Source organism: Crocinitomix catalasitica ATCC 23190, assembly GCF_000621625.1.
In the GTDB taxonomy this organism is placed as follows: domain Bacteria; phylum Bacteroidota; class Bacteroidia; order Flavobacteriales_D; family Crocinitomicaceae; genus Crocinitomix; species Crocinitomix catalasitica.
Map to the genome: position 1 here is coordinate 128,138 of NZ_KK211318.1, position 18,150 is coordinate 146,287.

The window sequence follows — 18,150 nt, forward strand, 5'->3', positions numbered from 1 at the left end:
TGAAGCATTTTGGACAACACTATAAACGTTTAAATGAAAATATTTGTATCATCAGTAATTCCAAAACATTTTCTTCTTGTTTAAGTGATCATATAAACAAACCCATTTTATGACTGATTCTCTATTAACAGCAAAGAGTCAATTGAAATAAGAAATTTAATTCCTTTTAAAAAAGTATGAATGGCTATTATCTATGTTTAATAGATAATTAAGCAGTTAATAAAGATAGAAAGTTACAAAGTTTTTGTGGCTACATTTAAACATTCCTTACTTTTATGCGTACTTAATGGCAAGCGAATAGCACATGCAAAAAAAATTCTTATCAAATCTGGTTTTAATCGTTCTATTGAACCTTTTAATTAAGCCATTTTATTTATTGGGAATTGATGCCGAAATTCAAGTGAGGTTAGGGGAGGAAGTCTATGGAAACTATTTCTCATTACTCAATTTTTCATTCCTTTTAAATATCCTTTTAGATTTAGGTTTAACCAATTACAATACGCGGAATATTGCGCAGCATCCCAAATTAATCACGAATCACTTTTATAAAATCATGTCATTGCGCATGATGCTTTTCATTCTATATGCTGTATTTACCGGTTTTACCGGTCTGTTGATAGGTTATTCTGGATACGAATTTTATTTGCTCAGTCTCTTAATGGTGAACCAATTTTTTGTCGCTATTATTCAATTTACGCGGTCTAATTTTACAGGACTACACCTATTTAAAACAGATGCATTTATCTCTGTCATCGATCGGAGTTTATTGATCATTATTTGTTCTGCCTTATTGTGGACCAATTGGTTTGACGGTGAGTTGAGAATTGAGTGGTTTATTTATGCGCAGACCTTTGCTTATGGTTTAACCGCCTTCTTTTCAATGGCATTATTGTACAATAAAGTCGGTCGAATTAAATTCAATTTAAAAAAGGCATATTCATCTGCAGTATTAAAAAAGAGTTTCCCTTATGCTTTGCTGATTCTTTTAATGATGATGTACAATAGGATTGATGCAGTGATGTTAGAACGATTTTTACCTAATGGGGATGAGCAAGCAGGGATTTATGCCCAAGGATTCAGGATTTTAGATGCCGTAAACATGTTCGCATTATTGTTCGCAGGATTATTATTGCCCATTTTCGCGCGACTGATCAAAGAGAAAAGCTCGATCAATGCAATGCTTACATTGGCATTTCGTATCCTCTTTGTTTTTAGTTCGATTTTTGCTATTACAGCATATTTTTATCAGCAAGAATTATTGGCATTACGCTATCCCAATAGTCCAGTCGAAGCGGCCACAGCTTTCGGTTATTTAATTCTAAGTTTTGTTCCAATCTCAATGACCTATGTATTTGGTACCTTATTAACAGCGAATGGGAGTTTACGGCACTTGAATATAATGGCAGTTTTTGGATTGATTTTAAATGTGGTATTGAACCTGATTCTAATTCAAAAATTCGAAGCGGTAGGTGCTGCAATGGCGACATTGATAACGCAATTCGTTACAGCCATTATACAAATATGGTTGGCTTATAAAATATTTAAACTGCCGATAAATTTCAAATTAATAGCAGTTGTGGTAGTTTTTGTATCGTTTTTAGTTGGGATTAACCATTACGGTAAAGCCATGATAACGTGGAATGTAATTTACCTCATGCTCGCAACAATGACCTTAGGTATGGTGGCTGCAATTTTGCTTAAATTATTTAATTTAAAAGATATCAAGCAAATACTGATAACCAAGTCAGAAGATTAATTGTAGGTAAAAATCACCAAAGTCAATCCTAATAATAACGTCATAGCTACAAGTCCTTTTGTAAACTCGTACATATTCCATCTAAAATTAGTGAAGTAGAATAAAAACATATTGGGTAGCATACAAAAAATTAAAATATCCTGTTGGTTGGATGAGCTGTGTAAAGCCATATCAACATATTCAGATATTCCAATTCCTCTTCCTCTCGTTTTGATAGGGAAAGAGATTAAAAAGCCAACGATAGGTAAAACTGCTCCGAAAAGAATACCTACTAATGTTTTATCTAATTTTTCTTTCATAATTTTATTTTAAATCCCATTCGTTTAATTCCGAAATCAGGTGATGTGCTGTCATGTCAAACTGAGTAGGTACGATAGATACATAATTATGATCTAAGGCCCACATGTCGGTGTCTTCACCTTTGTCAGTGGTATTAAAATTACCCGTTAACCAGAAGTATTCGTTTCCTGAAGGATCCGTTCTTTTATCAAAAGAGTCTTCCCAATATGCATGTCCTTGACGACAAACTTTCATGCCTTTAATAGCTGCTAATTTCCCTTTAGGAATATTCACATTCAAACAAGTTCCTTTTTGCAAACCTCGTTCAATAACAGTTTTAGCAATTTTGTGGGCGAAATGACCACTGGCTTCAAAATCGGCATGGAAACTATGATCTAATAAAGAGAAGCCGATACTCGGAATACCTTCAATAGCCCCCTCAACTGCGGCAGACATTGTTCCCGAATACAAAACGTTAGAGGCAGCATTCGATCCGTGATTGATTCCTGATACTAAAAGCGCTGGTCGGTCTTTAATGATTTCATAAATTGCCAACTTTACACAATCAACAGGAGTACCTGTACATGTATAAGCATCAATACCCGGAAATTGACTTGATTTTCTTAACCTAAGTGGGTCTTTAATAGTAATAGCATGTCCCATTCCACTTTGAGGTTGGTCTGGTGCAACTACAATAATATCTCCAAGAGGTTTCATTGATTCAACGAGTTGATGGATGCCTTTGGCATAGATACTGTCGTCGTTCGTGATTAAAATAAGTGGTTTATCTGCCATGGTTTTATTTCTATCACAAATTTGGCAATTTATTTTCGTCTTACTAAATTTTAAGGTTATGTTTTTTTAACCATTAGTCAGATGAGTTGAAAATAGGATACAAAATAAGGGCGTGTATGGCAAGTTATTTTTTTTCAGGCACAATCTCATTCAATATGATGAGTTGCCCTTCAAAAGGTAGTAGTATCGTACCATTGGTCAATAAACCCAATCCATATATATGTGGATTATCAGTTTTATGAACAGCAATTCTTTCTGGTAAGTCAGCAGGATAATTATCACCAGTGACTAAAAACATTCGATAGAAATAATCTGCTTTTGGCATTTCTTCAGAATCAAAAATCATAAACTCTTGATTTCCTTCTTTTAAAATAATTTTATCTTTTGTGATACCCACCGTATCATTGATGGCAAATGTCGGTAACTCCTCTTCCGAGTATTCTTCGTTATACGTATAAATCGTATCTATCTTATAATTTCCGATAATCAATTCTCTTGATAATAGGTTCGCATCAGATTTGCTAATGCCACCTGAAGGTTTAACCGTGTTTGATAAAGTTTTAGAATCAGCAGGGTGCTGCGCCGTGGTTAGTCTTGGTTTTTTTCCTTGAGCAAAACTTCCAAAAGCTGTAACAGTACAAAGTAAAACAATAATTAATTTCATATCTAATTTTTTCTTAATTCATTCAAAATTTATGCCAAGGTTAATTCTTTAATTACCATCCTCCACCAGATCCACCACCTCTAGAACTCCCTCCGCCGAATGAACCGCCTCCGCCTCCGCCGCCAAACGATCCTCCGCCAAAGCTACCGGTATTTCGGGATCTTTGTTTCCGTGGAATTTTATAGTGTTTTACTACTTCATGTCCGCAATTGCTACAAGTATATTTTTTCTCGCCTTTGCCTGCTGAGGAGTAACTTGCCGATACAATCGCCTTATCGTATAACTTGGTATAAGTTAAAAAATTGCATTTAGCGCAGCGATTATAATTGTTAAACCACGATTTATAGGCTAAAATAAGGACTTCTTTTCGATCTACAGTTACCCAAACATCATAATCTATGGAATGAACAACCTCTTCAGCGATTTGACCTTTGCTCAAAAATTCATCTTCCTCTTTCTCTTCTAATTTGTGCATTAATTCCCCACTATCAAAACTAATACGTTCGGTATTTCGCCAATCGCGCAATAATTTTTTAGTATAAAAGATCAGGATCAGAAAAGGAATAGGGGCAAGGATCGGAAAAACCCACAACGAAAAATAACGCATTGTTTGGTACCGCTTGTACAAATCACTTTTTGAAAAGGAAATGAAAAGAAAAATGAGATAAACTGATGTCAATAATATTACAAAAGCGGCGTAGAATCTAAATAAAGGTTTCTTATAAAAGGGGATAGATTCCTTTTTAGTTTCGTTTCCAACATCATCAGGATTGCTATCATATAAGACTGCTTTATTGTATAAATGAGCACTAACAGCATCCATTCCACTCACAATTCCACCTACATAATCGTTCTTTTTAAAATAAGGGAACATATAGGTATCCTGAATTTTTTTCGAATCTGTATCTGTTAAAACGGATTCTAATCCTCTACCAGTAATAAACTCTAAACGATGCACATCATTCACCACAAGAATTAATAATCCATTTTCAGTTTCCTTATCGCCAATACCCCAATAATTGAATAAATCTGTTCCCCAAGTTCGTGGCGTTGCGCCACCAATCGAATTCAAACAAACGATCATGATCTCATAATCTTTCTCTGTATTCAATCCATCAATAACGGATTGTAAATATGTGATTGATTTTTTTGTTAATAGGTTATGCGGATCATAAATATTTTGATTCGATGCTACCTTAACATTCGGAACGGATTTATAATCTTCAATTGTTCCGTTGGTATTAATATTCTTGTAATTCTTTTTCGCTTGAGCCGATGATGGCAGGCTGAACTGCGCTTGGATATTTCCAAAAAAAAGAAAAACAAAACACAAAGTTAAAAGTCGATGTAATGCAATTTTACTGTTCATTATAATAGGGTTGAATCTCGTAATCATCAAAATCTCCTTTGTTCTGTTTGATGATGATATTGTATGCTTTTACAGCATCGTTATAAGACTTTTTCTCGTAGGCAATTCTATTTTCTGCACCTTCAATATTATTGAGTACCGTTGCAATAGATTCAGAACTACCTGATTGGGTTGCTATCTTTTTAGCTGCTTTAATTTTATCGTCAATCTCCGTTTCAATACGGTATCGATTAGCACCTTCAGCTGTTTTTAATTCTTCAGATAAACTTTTAATCGCTGCATTTAACTGGCTTAATTCTCTATTGTTTCCGCCCATTGCACTGAAAAGATCCGGTAACATATTATTGCGTTGATCAATTGCCGTTTGCACCAAATCGTATTTAGAATGCATTTCTTCCTGCGCAACAATTAATTCATTTTCAGTGCTCGATTCACCGCCGCTACTTCCTGCTGAAAAATAAAAAAACAACAATAAAAAAACAATAATTCCACCTACGATAAAATAGAGTTTTTTCGACTTTTCGTCTTTCGCTCCAATCTTCGATTTTTTATTAATTGTACTTAAAATATTAATACAAACCTGGTCAGTTGGATCAACAATTAATTCTCTTCGGGCATAATATTCAGCTTTTTCTCTCGCTTTAATATCATTGTCTTCAAGCCATAACATTTGATACGATTTGGCTAAAACAGAATTCCCGTTCGCTAAATAAGGATTGATAGCCGTTGCTTTTTCGGCATCCGCTATTGCTTCATTAAAATTCCTAGCATCTAAATGACGTTGAGCAGTTTCTAAGTGAATGACAGCGCTGGCTTGCAATTCCTCCCATTCAGTATCGCTCATGCCCATGCTAATAGCCAATTCTCTCAGTTCGCCTAGTGTTAAAGGGCGTTCCTCTAATGAATTGTTACCTTCAGCTGCCTGAACGACAGTTTTAATATGTTGTTTGAATTTCTCTTCGTTGTATCCAGCTTCCATAATTATTAAATAGTTCTTCGAATTTAATTAAACTATTTCTATTTGTCTCCCTTCAACTTCAATCAAATCCCCTTTTCTTAATTTTTTACGTTTTCTAAACTCTTGTTCACCATTTACATGAACCAAACCATCCTCAATAATAATTTTACCATGGCCACCCGTTTGTGCTACTTCGTGAATCTTTAATAATTTGATTAACTCAATAAATTCGGAATTCTCTTTTAATTCAAATTGTTCTTTTTCGCTCATGATAATATTTTATAATTTTTTCGGCCGCTCTATACGACGTTATTTTCCCGTCTATTAATTCGGATTGTATTTTTGTTAATTCTGCTTCAATTCCATCTGTTTGATAGAATTCTTTTAATAAATTTTCTTTTACGGTTTCATTCATCCAATAAACCTCTTGTTGGTTTCTATTGGCTTGTTTTGAACCATTGCTAATTGTCAATCTATTAAATGCATCGACAATATCCCACGCTTTTTCAATTCCTCTGGTTTCTATGCTACTCACTGTTTCAACCTTCGGAATCCATTCATTGTCATTGGCCGGGAAGAGGTGTAAGGCATTTTTATATTCTGATCGCGCCATATTAGCCATCTTCACATTCTCACCATCTGCTTTTGTAATTAGAATGGCATCGGCCATCTCCATTATTCCTCTTTTAATTCCTTGTAATTCATCACCTGCACCTGCGAGCATGAGCAATAAAAAGAAGTCTGTCATTGAATGAACAGCCGTTTCAGATTGTCCTACACCAACTGTTTCTATCAATATAATATCAAAGCCAGCAGCTTCACATAAAAATATGGTCTCTCTGGTATTTCTTGCCACTCCACCAAGCGATCCGCTTGAGGCTGTAGGTCGAATAAATGCATTGGGATGCACAGCTAATTTATTCATACGTGTTTTATCCCCCAAAATACTACCATGCGATTTTTCACTACTCGGATCAATCGCCATCACAGCCACTTTTAATCCTTTATTGACCAAATACAGCCCAAAAGATTCTATAAAGGTACTCTTTCCAACCCCGGGAACACCCGTAATTCCAATTCTAATCGCATCCGTATTTTTATTCAAACACTTTGCCACCACAGCTTGCCCAATTTCACTTTTTTGTTGATTGGTACTTTCAATTAAGGTGATGGTTTCACTTAAGGCTTTAAAATCACCTGCAAAAATTTTACTTGATAATTCATCAACATTTAAAGATGCGGCATGCGCTTTCTTCTTCGCCAATAAGGCTTCAATTTTTTTAGAATTTGGAGTATTGTCAGACATTATAAAAACGGTTATTCCGTTGATTTTTCAACAATGTTCGAATAAGCTTCAACCCAAGCTGGATCTTGTACATCTCGGAGCAACTTAAACAAACTATCACCGTAAATATACTCGGTTTGTAAATTTGTTACACCATATTCGCGCTGTAAAAATTCCATTTGTGCGTTCGATGGTTTGTAGCGCCCTTTGCTCCAGCCCGTTTCGTCGTATATTGTTGGATGTTCGTAAAAACGAATTTTCCATAAATTCTTAAAAGGCGTATTTGTAAAACCCGCAATGCGGCCATCTTCGTCTTCAACCAACCAGCAACTATCAATGCCATTTTTCTGAAAAACATTCTCCTTTTTTTGGTTGTAAGCACTCGGCCAATAGCCTAAAGCCATGTACATAAAGTTTTGTTCGGGTACAATTTGTGAACTCACCACCTTGCCATTTCTTGTTGTGATAAAAGCATAAGTTAACATTTGCGAATGAGCATTCGCACAGATAGACACTGCCAAATGAATTTGTTTAGCAGGATTGGTCTGGCCGAAAAGCAATAAAGTTCCCAGCAATAATGATATGTTTATTAACCGTTTTATGTTAGCTTATTGTTATTGTTTAGTGTCAAATAATAGCGTTTTCTGATCAATTTTGTATTCTTTGAATTATACCAAATTATACAAGAAATGGTTACGAAGTCTCTTTTATTTAACGTTTTAAGTCTGCTAATAGTATGCCAATCTTTTGGACAAACAGATGTGAAAGAAATTAAAACTCCTGCATTAGATTTAAGCGCGTTGAAAGTCTTTATTGATTGTCAGCAATGTGATCAAACTTTTTTAACTCAGCAAATCAATAATATTCAATTCGTTAGAGACAGACAAATGGCAGATGTACATTTGTTATTTACAAGTCAATCTAGCGGAGCAGGTGGTAAATTAGAACGCATTCAATTCATAGGTTTAGGTGCATTTAAACATTTGTCAGATATTTTAACCTACGCTACTTTACCGACAAATTCGACTGAAGAAGAAAGACAACAAGCTTTAAAGTATGTCGAACTAGGATTGGTGCGGTATCGGTTAGAGGCCGGACAAGTAGATTTATTAGAATTGGTTGTGTATGCTGACGAAAAGGTTAGTGTTGAAGAGGTAACGGATCCTTGGAATAGTTGGGTCTATTCGTTAAACGCTGGAGGTTGGGCAACAGGAGAAGAAACAAAAAACACCTTTAATATTAACGGGAATATCAATGCGCGCAGAATAACAGCGCAAAATAAATTTATTGTCAGAGCGGGATTCAATCAAACCAAAGAAGTGTACAATTATAATAACGTAAAAACGGCTTCTAAAAAACGTGATTTCTGGGGCAGTGCACAAGATGTTCTAACCATCAACGATCATTTTTCGTACGGTTTTTTTGCCGATGCTGGAAATTCAATCTACAGCAATTATAAGTTATATTCAGTTTTAAAAACAGGATTGGAATATGATTTTTTTGAATATGCTGAAGCATTTAATAAGCAAGCAATTGTAGCCTATAATTTAGGAGCGCGATACAATGATTATTATGATACAACTGTATTTAATCAGTCGGCAGAAGTGCTCAGTTTTCAAGAGGTTACCCTAGGTGGAACAGTAAAACAAGATTGGGGCAATATGTCATCCACATTAACTTACCATAATTACTTACATGATTTTAAATTGAATTCATTGTCTCTTTGGCTTAATTTTAAAGTGCGTTTATTTAAAGGCTTTTCATGGCGGTTGAACGGTAAAATTAACTTCAATCAAAATCAAGTGAATATAGCAAAACAAGGAGTGAGTATTGAAGATGTATTATTGCAGCAACAACAATTAGGATCGGCTTATTCGTATTGGATGAGCACAGGTATTAACTATTCATTCGGCTCTATGTACAATTCGGTTGTTAATCCGCGATTTGACATTTAGTTGTACGAATTGAAATCTTGACAGTTATCTCTGCATCATTTCCGACAATCTGACAGTAATTCCTTCCTTGGCACAAGTATTGACCTTTTGTTTCCAAACTAAAATTAAATATATACAATGGCAACAAAAGGAACAGTTAATGTACAAACTGAGAATATTTTTCCACTAATTAAGAAGTTCTTATACAGTGATCATGAGATATTTTTACGTGAGTTGGTTTCAAATGCAATTGATGCAACAAGCAAATTAAAAGTTTTAAGCGCTGCAGGTGAAGCTAAAGGTGATTTGGGCGACTTAAAAGTTGAAGTAATATTAGACAAAGAAGCAGGAACTTTAACCGTAAAGGATAAAGGGATTGGGATGACAGAAGATGAGATTGTAAAATACATCAATCAAATTGCATTTTCTGGCGCTGAAGAATTTGTTCAAAAATACGAAGGTAAAGAAGGTGCAGAGCAAATAATCGGTCATTTCGGTCTTGGTTTCTATTCTGCTTTCATGGTAGCGAAAAAAGTTGAAATTAAAACATTGTCTTTCAAAGAAGGTTCGCAAGCAGTGAAATGGGAAAGTGATGGCACACCTGAATTCGAAATTTCAGATTATGAAAAATCGGATAGAGGAACAGAAATTGTTTTACATATTTCAGACGATTCTAAGGAATTTTTAGAGGATGGTAGAATCAGAGGTATTCTTGATAAATATTGTAAATTCTTGCCAGTTGAAATCAAGTTTGGTACAAAAACAATCAAAGAAGACGATCCAACAGGAGAATTAGACGACGAAGGAAAAGTTAAAAAAGTTGATGTTGAAGTTGATGATATCATTAACAATACAACACCATTATGGGTTAAAGCTCCAGCTGATTTATCAGACGAAGAATACAAAGCGTTTTACCGCGAGTTGTACCCAATGACATTTGAAGATCCATTATTCCACATTCACTTAAATGTAGATTACCCTTTTAACTTAACAGGTGTTTTATATTTCCCGAAATTAAAAGAGAATTTAGAGATTCAAAAAAATAAAATTCAATTGTACTCTAATCAAGTATTCATTACTGATTCGGTTGAGGAAATTGTACCAGAATTTTTAACTTTATTACACGGTGTAATTGATTCACCAGATATCCCATTAAACGTATCTCGTTCGTATTTACAAGCTGATGGAAATGTGAAAAAAATCTCTTCACATATCACTAAAAAAGTAGCAGATAAATTAAATAGCATGTTCAAAGACGATCGTGCTGATTTTGAATCGAAATGGGATAATTTAAAAGTATTTGTTGAGTACGGTATGTTAACTGACGACAAATTCTTCTTAAAAGCTGAGAAATTCACATTGGTAAAAAACTCTAAAGCTGAATATGCTACTTTAGATGAGTACCAAGAAAAAATCAAAGCAACACAAACCGATAAAGACGGTAAGTTGGTTATTCTATATGCGAACAATCAAGAAGCGCATCACCAATTTATTACCAATGCTGAAGAAAGAGGGTATGACGTATTGATAATGGACAGTCCATTAACACCACACTATATTTCTCAGTTAGAAAGTAAGTTAGAGAATGTAACATTCGCAAGAGTTGATGCAGATACTTTAGACAACTTAATTAAAACAGATGTCGAAGTACCTTCTAAATTATCAGACGAAGAAAAAGAAACACTTAAGCCAATATTTGAAGGCGTTGTAAGCAAAGACAAGTTTACAGTTCAGTTTGCAAATATGAGTGAAACAGAAGCACCAATTGTAATCACACAACCAGAGTTTATGCGAAGAATGCAAGAGCAGCAACGTATGGGCGGTGGCGGCGGAATGAACATGTTCGGTTCGTTCCCTGAAATGTACAATATGGTAGTTAATGTAAACCACCCAAAAGTTGGTGCAATATTGAGTAAAGAAAAAGATAACAAAGAAAAATTAGCGAAACAGTTAACTGATTTAGCCATGTTATCACAAGGTATGTTAACAGGAGCAGCCTTAACAGAGTTCATCAAACGTAGCGTAGATTTGATTGACTAGTAGTTATAATTATTATTTAGATTTAATAAGGACCAGTGGCAGCAATGTCACTGGTTTTTTTGTGGTTTAAAATAAGGAGGGCAAACAATGGTCAAATTGATCAGAATTATTTGGGCGTTCCCCTTCGCTCACAACGCACCTCGCAAGTTCAGTACAGGTCGGAGCGAATCGGGCGGGCTTTCCGTTCTTATCTTTTTTCCTCCTCAAGCGGACGGAAAAAAGGATATCCACTTCAATCCCTAACGCAAAAGGGCAGAACCTAATTTGTATTTGGCCAACAAAAATCTGTCTTCCAATCTATTGGTCTGTTGAGGATCGTCAAATTCTTAAGTATTAAAATATTAAAAATCCAATTGATTCACTATTTTAGCGCAACAATCACATTTAAAAGGACTAAAACACATTGGTGTGTTTTAGTCGGTTCCGAAATGAAACCAGCTAATTACAAATTAATCATTAAATCATTTAAAAAAGTATTGTATTTATTCAATTCAGAAGGAACATCAGCATTTTTTTCCATATCGTGAAAATGATGTGTTGCTAATAATTCCATTCCTGTAAAAGCATTCATTCTGTGAAACCCAGACATAACACCTTCATCGACACTTTTTTGATTAAAAAATTCCTTCTCTAAAGTAAATGCAGCTTTAGGTGCATTCCAACTTGTAGTCAGTATATATTTTTTTCCGTGCATTAAACCACCAGTCCCATAATTAATGTTTGGATTTTTTCTACTTCTTCCATCATTTGCATAAATTCCATTTTGATGACCTTCCGTAAAAACTTCATCTATATATTTTTTAAATCCAAAAGGGATTTGGAACCACCAAATTGGAGTATGATAAATCACTATATCTGCCCACTTAAATTTTTCAACTTCTTGTTTTACGTTATAATTTTCACCTACTTGAGTAAACTTCACTTCAAATTCTTTAAGGGTATCAAAATATGAAATAGTTTTAGTGAAAAGTGTTTCGTTAAATCTTCCACCTGAATGTGCAAATGGATGACTACCATTAATTATAAATATATTTTTCATTTGTCTCTTATTTTATATAGGTCAAAATTAAAGCAATACTTATTATTATAAAAATAATATAAATTATAAATTTGTATTAATATTTTAATAGTTATGGTGAATTTAGAATGGTATAGAACATTTAAAGAAATATATGAAAACGGGACTTTAACCAAAGCTTCCATTGCTTTATATGCTTCCCAGCCTGGAGTTAGTGTACACTTAAATGCTCTAGAAGCTTATGTGGGCAAAAAACTATTTGAACGTACTTCCAGAAAAATGATTCCAACAGAAGATGGGAAATTTTTATATGAATATATTATTGAGTCTTTAAAAAAACTTGAAATAGCGGAACAGCATTTTAAAAAAACAACACAAGAAAAAAATCCATCCCTGAACATTGGCATGTGTTCTGAAATGTTTCAACTAATTATTGAACCCGAAATTCCCCAACTAGACTTTGACCTAGTGGCGAGATTTGGAGCACATACAGATCTAATAAAAGACCTAAACAACGGCATTTTAGGTTTAGTAATAACACCTAAAAAACAGAACGAAAAAAAATCATTAGTTGATTATATTCCGTTTTCAAAAGAAAGAATCGTTTTAATAGCAGGAAATAAAACGGATACAACTAAAATACAAAAACACATTAATTCTAATAATATAAACAAGTTAGAAGACGAACTACTTCAAAATATTTGGTATAGTTCATCAAACGAAATGGAACATTTTAGACGTTTTTGGTTTGAGAATTTTAATAAAAAACCTGCGTTCAAACCCAACTATATTTTACCAAACATTACTTCTATTATAAGATGTTTAATCAATGGAAACGGACTTGCATTGGTTCCCGATTTTTTATGTCAAGAACAGATTTTAAGAAACGAAATTAATTTAGTTTGGGAAGGAACAGTAAAAACGGAAAACACCTTATATTTTGCATCAAGAACAGATTTGAAATACAAAAAAGAATTAGATACGATTAAGCATATATTTACATCAAAAATGAAATAAACGCAGTAGTACGTCATGTTTAATTCATTGCTAATCCTCGCTGATTTATTTTCAGTTTGTTTTTGCTAGATTAGCAGATTATAAAGGATAATAACCATACAAAATACGGCTTCTAATTAAACTTGAATTTTAAATAAATATTGAGTGGATAACGAATCGACAAAACAAGAAAAGCGAATATTGGATAAAAAATTTGTGACAAAAATGCACGAATCCAAAATTCAGTGAAATTGATGGGTGAAAATCAATGCTAGAAAATAGTACAAATAAAAAAAATAAAATCGCAGGAAGCTTTGCTTTAAAAGTTCTAAATTTTTACTCCCCCATTTTATGTATCTCACTTTTTTACGAGAAAGAATAAAATTACTGTACTTTAACGAGGAATTGATTGCAAAAAAAATAGATTTTAACAACTGCTTTTCAGAATGATAAAAAAGCATTGGCCAAGGTAAAGTCAAAGAAGTCAAATTATTTATATTTTTGATAAATATGAAAAAAAGACAGTTCTTAAATATATTCTTGCTAATAATTATCTATCATGTTTCGTCTTGTGAAGGAGTGAAGTTAGATAAAAAGCGTGTTAATCTGACCAACATAGATGGTTATGGTGAAATTATATATACAGGTGAAAATAAGCTAGATACTGTTTTGAATGCACAGTGTGCAAACTTTTATCAAAGAGAATTTAATGATACGCTTTTTCAATTGGCAGGAGGAAGTGACGCGTTAATTATTTCAACACTATTTGAAATCCCTCTTAGACGAATTAAAAGCACTTACGAAGAAGGGGAATTCTTTAATCTTAAAATAAAATATCCAACAGGTAATTCAAAAAAAGAAATTCGCTCAGAAATTTTAAACTTTTTAGCCTTGAAGGTGGATAGTGCTAATATTGTTGAGAAAGGAATAAAAATATTTAACTGCCCAACAGGTCAAAAAGCAATACCAAACGAATCAAAAGTGCTGAAGGGAGTCGGCGATAATTTGACAATTGTCAATTGTCCTTTTGATGAATTTGTTTCTTTTTTAGCTCAAATTAGTGCCGTTGAAATAGATAATAATCACAATTGCAACGAATTGGTTAGTATCAATACGATTTGGCCAGATAATTTAGAAGAACTACAATTTGTATTTTCAGAATTAGGTATTGAAACAAAAGCAATGGACTTAAATTGTAATTTCATTACCTTGTCTAAAACAGAATAAAGTTGAGATTTTTCTTGAAAAATAAAACATTTATATTTAGCCAAGTAATAAATCGAAACGAAAGTACTTTTTAAGTGTTATACATTTCTTAAACAAAATATCGTAATCAATTTCCCTTTTTTGGGCTAATAAAATAATTACTTTAATCTAATGTTTATTTGTTAAAAAAGAAAAAAATCCACAGAAAAATAAGAAAACAAACAACTGTATTTCAGGACGATAAGATAGTGTTTGTAAGCATTAAAAAAAGAGACCAAGAAACCAAATATTCATCTACCTACCATTAAAACATTGATAAAAAGCAGACAACATATTGACTTAAAAGGAAGAACTATTATTGAAAAATTAAAAGTTATTCCGCCATTGCGTCAAAACCCGGTCTTTCAAGATGAAGCTTGTTTCCTTTATTTTAATGAAGGTGGCTCTCATGTTTTTGCTCCAAACAAAAAAACACCATTAATGAGAAGGAGAGTATTTTATTAAAATGTGGTACCTATTTCGCCGAACTATTTGAAAATAGTATTTCAGAAATTTGTGAAGTTTGTGTCATTCATTTATTTCCTGATATTCTGGAAAGAATATTTAAGGAGGAGATTCCATTTTTTGTGAAGCAGCGAAAATCCAATAATTATAGCTTTAGCCTTTCTCAGAAGAACGTCATTGATCATTTTATACAAAGCCTCAATTTTTATTTTGATAATCCTGAGATGGCAAAAGAAGAAATACTCTATCTCAAAATCAAAGAATTAGTTTTACTCTTGCTTCATACCGAAGCAGCCGAAACCATACTTGAGTTGTATAGTTTTTTATTTACACCCCAAAAGGCAAGTATTGCAGGAGTTGTAGAATCTCATCTTTATTCCAATCTAAGCCTTGAACAGATGGCATTTTTGTCAGGTCAAAGCCTTTCTACTTTTAAAAGGGAGTTTAAGAAGTATTTTGAAGATACTCCAGCCAGTTATATTCGTAATAAACGGATGAAAAAAGCAGCTGATCTTTTGCGTCATACGTCACTTACCGTAAGTGAAATTAGTTTTCAAATAGGCTATGAAGATAGTTCTTATTTCTCTAGACTATTTCAACGTAAATTTAATATTCTACCTTCGGACTACCGAAAATCAAATCAATAATAAACCAATCCATATTTGTTGAACCATAAGTCCTATCATCTGGACTTATTATCACAGCTCTGATGAATTCATATGCGATAAATTTGTTTAAGTAAATAACTTAAAAAAAATAAATAGCAAATTATGAAACTTAAATCAACATTGTATTGGGTTAGTACTATACTTATCGCTGGTGCTTTTGTTACAACAGGAGTCTTAAATAGTATTGGAAACGAACATATTTCAACAGATATGATTCAATTAGGGTATCCATTGTACTTTATGAAAATCTTAGGTTTTTGGAAAATCATGGCAGCTATTGCTATACTATTGCCCAAAACGATTAGACTAAAAGAGTGGGCATATGCTGGAATGCTTTTCGATTTATCGGGAGCATCGTTTTCACGAATAAGTATGGGGGCCCCTTTGGAAATGATAATCATACCAACATTGATTCTGAGTCTAGTAATTACTTCTTGGGCTACCAGACCTAAAAGTAAATCTGAATTTTCAATCCTTCCAATGATCTAAATATAGCTATTACGCTTTGATTTTTTCATTTGATTCACACTATGTTTTTTTCTATTAGTAATCTTAAATCAATATAATATGAACTCTTTAATCGTATTAGCTGTGCAATGTGCATTCAGCATACTGGTATTTTTTCTTATGCTCAAATGGTATGTGATTCCAAAAATCACTAAGAATACCAAGTTGGATATTCTTGCTTTTCTGCTCTTGGTAAATGTCTTTCGCTATCTACCACTTTCTTTATTTATGCCTGGGCAGGTTTCGAGTGATTTTCCGCTCTATTTAAAAGAGATAATATCATATGGTGATTTTATTTCTGGAATTTTAGCTTTAATAGCTCTTCTATTGCTCAAAACCAACAAGAAGTCTGCAATTGGATTTACTTGGTTTTTTTCTTTAGTAAGTACGGTAGATATTATTATGGTATTGACTTTAGCGATGAGCGAAAAAGTTTATGAATTGCCCCTTGGAGCCAACTATTTTACAGTGTCGGTTTATGTACCCATGCTAATCGTAATACAGGCGTTGATATTCAAAATTCTGAACCATAAAATGTACAAATGAAAAGAATTATAAAAGTCAGAGATTTTGCCCCAGCTATTCAAACAAAAGATTTGTGGGGAAGTCTGGTTAATATTCCCGCTCCAGGCAAATGGATTTATTTATCTTTTCACCGTTTTGCTGCTTGTCCGTTTTGTAATCTGAGAACGAATGAATTGATTCAAAATTATGCACTATTTCAGAATCATAATGTAGAGATAGTGTCTCTCTGGCCTTCTGACAAAGAGAACTTACTGCGATTTGTAGGAAAAGAAAAACCACCTTTTCTAATGGTGTCAGACAAGGGTAAGAGCATCTATAAAGCATATGGAGTTACAGAATCGTCATTTACAGGTATGATTAAACTTCTGCTTTATCCTTTATTGATTGTTAAAGCATTAAAATTCAAGCCTAAGAAAGTTATAATAGATACAGACCCGAATCTGATGCCAGCGAATTTTTTAATAGGCCCCGATGGAGTGATACGGATGGCACACTATGGTAAACATTTTGGTGACCATCCTAAAATTGAATCTATACTCTCTAAAATAAAACAGTTAAACAATAATATTTATGAAAACATTCTTGATACCACTTTTAATGATCATGTCATCTTACCTGATTGCTCAGAATAAGAGGTTGACAATTCATGTAACAGATATAGAAAACCATGAAGGACAAGTTATTCTTGACATCTTTAACAATGAAAAGGGCTATCCAATGAAAAAAGAAAATGCTATTCTAAGAAAAAGAATAACAATTCCTTCAAACGGTCAAGTTGTATTTTACATTGATGGTTTAAAAAATGGGGAATATGCTTTTGCCTTAATTCATGATGAGAATAACAATGGCAAACTTGATCAAAACTTTATTGGAATACCAAAGGAAGGTGCGGGAGCATCGAATAATGCGACAGGTTTTATGAGTCCTCCTAGTTACGAGGATGCAAAATTCAATTTTAACAAGTCTATGAATGTAACAATTAGCATGTCGTACTTTTAATTCTAATTTATCATCTTGAAGAATATAATAATTACCGAAACCTACGGTTTACAGTCTAAGTTATTATTTAACTAAATATCCAACTATCTGTAGAGGAACAGTTGTCTCCGCCGATGAACGAAAGGTTAAAATTAAAGTAGCTACATGGATTAAAAATAAAAACCGACTTTGTAAAAAAATGAAATTCCGAAACGATACTGGAATTGAAGGATCTTCAATACTGAATAATATGGGGTTAGCGGTAGGGCAGGAGTACATTTTTATAGGGGGGACATCGATAAATCGTTTGATGGCAAGCCCATTGCGAATTGTAGAAAATCGATTCAAGATTATTAATGATTCCCTTTTTATACCAACAGAACTGTTAAAACAAGTTCCCAAATTGGATTCTTTAAACATAGCACAAATCGTAACTTTCAATGATCCGAAAATTAAGACTGGCTATAAAATATCAGTCCTTGAATTTATGGATATTTATAAGACCTTGTCAACTTATTTTAGTTGGCAAACTCCCAGGACTATAAGGTATGCCCATTGTCTTGAAAAGAATATGGAGCTAGTCAAGTACGATAATCTACTTATAAATGGTTTACTTATCGAGTTAGAAGAACTGTGGAAATTGAGTCATTGTAAATGAAAACATACAG

The 18,150-nt window shown here is 33.4% G+C and carries 21 protein-coding genes; 12 read left to right on the forward strand and 9 right to left on the reverse strand.

Annotation, left to right across the window (positions count from 1 at the left end; all coding sequences use genetic code 11):
* Positions 1 to 304: 304 nt before the first annotated feature.
* Positions 305 to 1,756 carry an oligosaccharide flippase family protein gene (locus tag T367_RS0119065; RefSeq protein ID WP_027421260.1) on the forward strand — a complete coding sequence of 484 codons (1,452 nt, stop codon included), beginning with the start codon at positions 305 to 307 and terminating at the stop codon, positions 1,754 to 1,756.
* Here T367_RS0119065 and T367_RS0119070 read toward each other — a convergent pair.
* From T367_RS0119070 to T367_RS0119105, 8 genes are all read right to left on the reverse strand, one after another.
* Positions 1,753 to 2,055, reverse strand: a complete 303-nt coding sequence (locus tag T367_RS0119070; RefSeq protein ID WP_027421261.1) for a hypothetical protein — start codon at positions 2,053 to 2,055, stop codon at positions 1,753 to 1,755. The genes T367_RS0119065 and T367_RS0119070 overlap by 4 nt on opposite strands.
* A gap of 4 nt (positions 2,056 to 2,059) precedes the next feature.
* On the reverse strand, positions 2,060 to 2,830 hold the full coding sequence (surE, locus tag T367_RS0119075; RefSeq protein ID WP_027421262.1) for a 5'/3'-nucleotidase SurE: 771 nt from the start codon (positions 2,828 to 2,830) through the stop codon (positions 2,060 to 2,062).
* A 124-nt stretch (positions 2,831 to 2,954) separates the two neighbouring features.
* The gene (locus T367_RS0119080; RefSeq protein ID WP_027421263.1) at positions 2,955 to 3,494 is read right to left on the reverse strand and encodes a hypothetical protein; all 540 of its coding nucleotides are present in this window, start codon (positions 3,492 to 3,494) and stop codon (positions 2,955 to 2,957) included.
* A 52-nt stretch (positions 3,495 to 3,546) separates the two neighbouring features.
* Positions 3,547 to 4,863: a TPM domain-containing protein gene (locus T367_RS25110; RefSeq protein WP_027421264.1), complete on the reverse strand. Its 1,317-nt coding sequence runs from the start codon at positions 4,861 to 4,863 to the stop codon at positions 3,547 to 3,549.
* Complete coding sequence (locus T367_RS0119090) at positions 4,853 to 5,842, reverse strand: LemA family protein (RefSeq protein WP_027421265.1); 990 nt, start codon at positions 5,840 to 5,842, stop codon at positions 4,853 to 4,855. The genes T367_RS25110 and T367_RS0119090 overlap by 11 nt, the downstream gene beginning before the upstream one ends.
* A 27-nt stretch (positions 5,843 to 5,869) precedes the next feature.
* Positions 5,870 to 6,091: an RNA-binding S4 domain-containing protein gene (locus tag T367_RS0119095; protein ID WP_027421266.1), complete on the reverse strand. Its 222-nt coding sequence runs from the start codon at positions 6,089 to 6,091 to the stop codon at positions 5,870 to 5,872.
* Positions 6,069 to 7,127 carry a methylmalonyl Co-A mutase-associated GTPase MeaB gene (meaB, locus tag T367_RS23200; protein ID WP_084274493.1) on the reverse strand — a complete coding sequence of 353 codons (1,059 nt, stop codon included), beginning with the start codon at positions 7,125 to 7,127 and terminating at the stop codon, positions 6,069 to 6,071. The genes T367_RS0119095 and meaB overlap by 23 nt, the downstream gene beginning before the upstream one ends.
* Positions 7,128 to 7,138: 11 nt before the next feature.
* Entirely contained in the window at positions 7,139 to 7,681 is a 543-nt protein-coding gene (locus T367_RS0119105) for a hypothetical protein (protein WP_157454319.1), read from the reverse strand.
* Positions 7,682 to 7,795: 114 nt separating this feature from the next.
* Between T367_RS0119105 and T367_RS0119110 the strand changes: the two genes are divergently transcribed.
* Together T367_RS0119110 and htpG are read left to right on the forward strand one after the other, a co-directional pair.
* The gene (locus T367_RS0119110; protein ID WP_027421268.1) at positions 7,796 to 9,061 is read left to right on the forward strand and encodes a hypothetical protein; all 1,266 of its coding nucleotides are present in this window, start codon (positions 7,796 to 7,798) and stop codon (positions 9,059 to 9,061) included.
* 117 nt (positions 9,062 to 9,178) lie between these two features.
* Positions 9,179 to 11,080 (forward strand): molecular chaperone HtpG, encoded by a 1,902-nt coding sequence (gene htpG, locus T367_RS0119115; RefSeq protein WP_027421269.1) that lies wholly within the window; start codon positions 9,179 to 9,181, stop codon positions 11,078 to 11,080.
* Between the two features lie 442 nt (positions 11,081 to 11,522).
* Here the strand turns inward: htpG and T367_RS0119120 are convergent, their stop codons facing one another.
* Positions 11,523 to 12,119: an NAD(P)H-dependent oxidoreductase gene (locus T367_RS0119120; RefSeq protein WP_027421270.1), complete on the reverse strand. Its 597-nt coding sequence runs from the start codon at positions 12,117 to 12,119 to the stop codon at positions 11,523 to 11,525.
* Between the two features lie 93 nt (positions 12,120 to 12,212).
* Here T367_RS0119120 and T367_RS0119125 point away from each other — a divergent pair, with 93 nt between their 5' ends.
* From T367_RS0119125 to T367_RS0119160, 9 genes are all read left to right on the forward strand, one after another.
* Complete coding sequence (locus T367_RS0119125; protein ID WP_027421271.1) at positions 12,213 to 13,115, forward strand: LysR family transcriptional regulator; 903 nt, start codon at positions 12,213 to 12,215, stop codon at positions 13,113 to 13,115.
* A gap of 489 nt (positions 13,116 to 13,604) precedes the next feature.
* Positions 13,605 to 14,321, forward strand: coding sequence for a hypothetical protein (locus T367_RS0119130; protein ID WP_027421272.1), 717 nt, complete (start codon positions 13,605 to 13,607; stop codon positions 14,319 to 14,321).
* 291 nt (positions 14,322 to 14,612) lie between these two features.
* Positions 14,613 to 14,804, forward strand: a complete 192-nt coding sequence (locus T367_RS25225) for a hypothetical protein (protein WP_051568678.1) — start codon at positions 14,613 to 14,615, stop codon at positions 14,802 to 14,804.
* Entirely contained in the window at positions 14,795 to 15,451 is a 657-nt protein-coding gene (locus tag T367_RS25645; protein ID WP_394331580.1) for a helix-turn-helix transcriptional regulator, read from the forward strand. The genes T367_RS25225 and T367_RS25645 overlap by 10 nt, the downstream gene beginning before the upstream one ends.
* Positions 15,452 to 15,574: 123 nt before the next feature.
* A complete protein-coding gene (locus tag T367_RS0119140; protein ID WP_027421273.1) occupies positions 15,575 to 15,961 on the forward strand; it encodes a DoxX family protein in 387 nt (128 codons plus the stop codon).
* A 78-nt stretch (positions 15,962 to 16,039) separates the two neighbouring features.
* Positions 16,040 to 16,525 carry a hypothetical protein gene (locus T367_RS0119145; RefSeq protein ID WP_035846270.1) on the forward strand — a complete coding sequence of 162 codons (486 nt, stop codon included), beginning with the start codon at positions 16,040 to 16,042 and terminating at the stop codon, positions 16,523 to 16,525.
* A complete protein-coding gene (locus tag T367_RS0119150; RefSeq protein WP_027421275.1) occupies positions 16,522 to 17,136 on the forward strand; it encodes a redoxin domain-containing protein in 615 nt (204 codons plus the stop codon). Before T367_RS0119145 ends, T367_RS0119150 begins: the two co-directional genes overlap by 4 nt.
* Positions 17,075 to 17,503 (forward strand): DUF2141 domain-containing protein, encoded by a 429-nt coding sequence (locus T367_RS23210; RefSeq protein WP_072032230.1) that lies wholly within the window; start codon positions 17,075 to 17,077, stop codon positions 17,501 to 17,503. The genes T367_RS0119150 and T367_RS23210 overlap by 62 nt, the downstream gene beginning before the upstream one ends.
* Before the next feature lie 178 nt (positions 17,504 to 17,681).
* Positions 17,682 to 18,140: a hypothetical protein gene (locus T367_RS0119160; RefSeq protein WP_027421276.1), complete on the forward strand. Its 459-nt coding sequence runs from the start codon at positions 17,682 to 17,684 to the stop codon at positions 18,138 to 18,140.
* Positions 18,141 to 18,150: the final 10 nt, after the last annotated feature.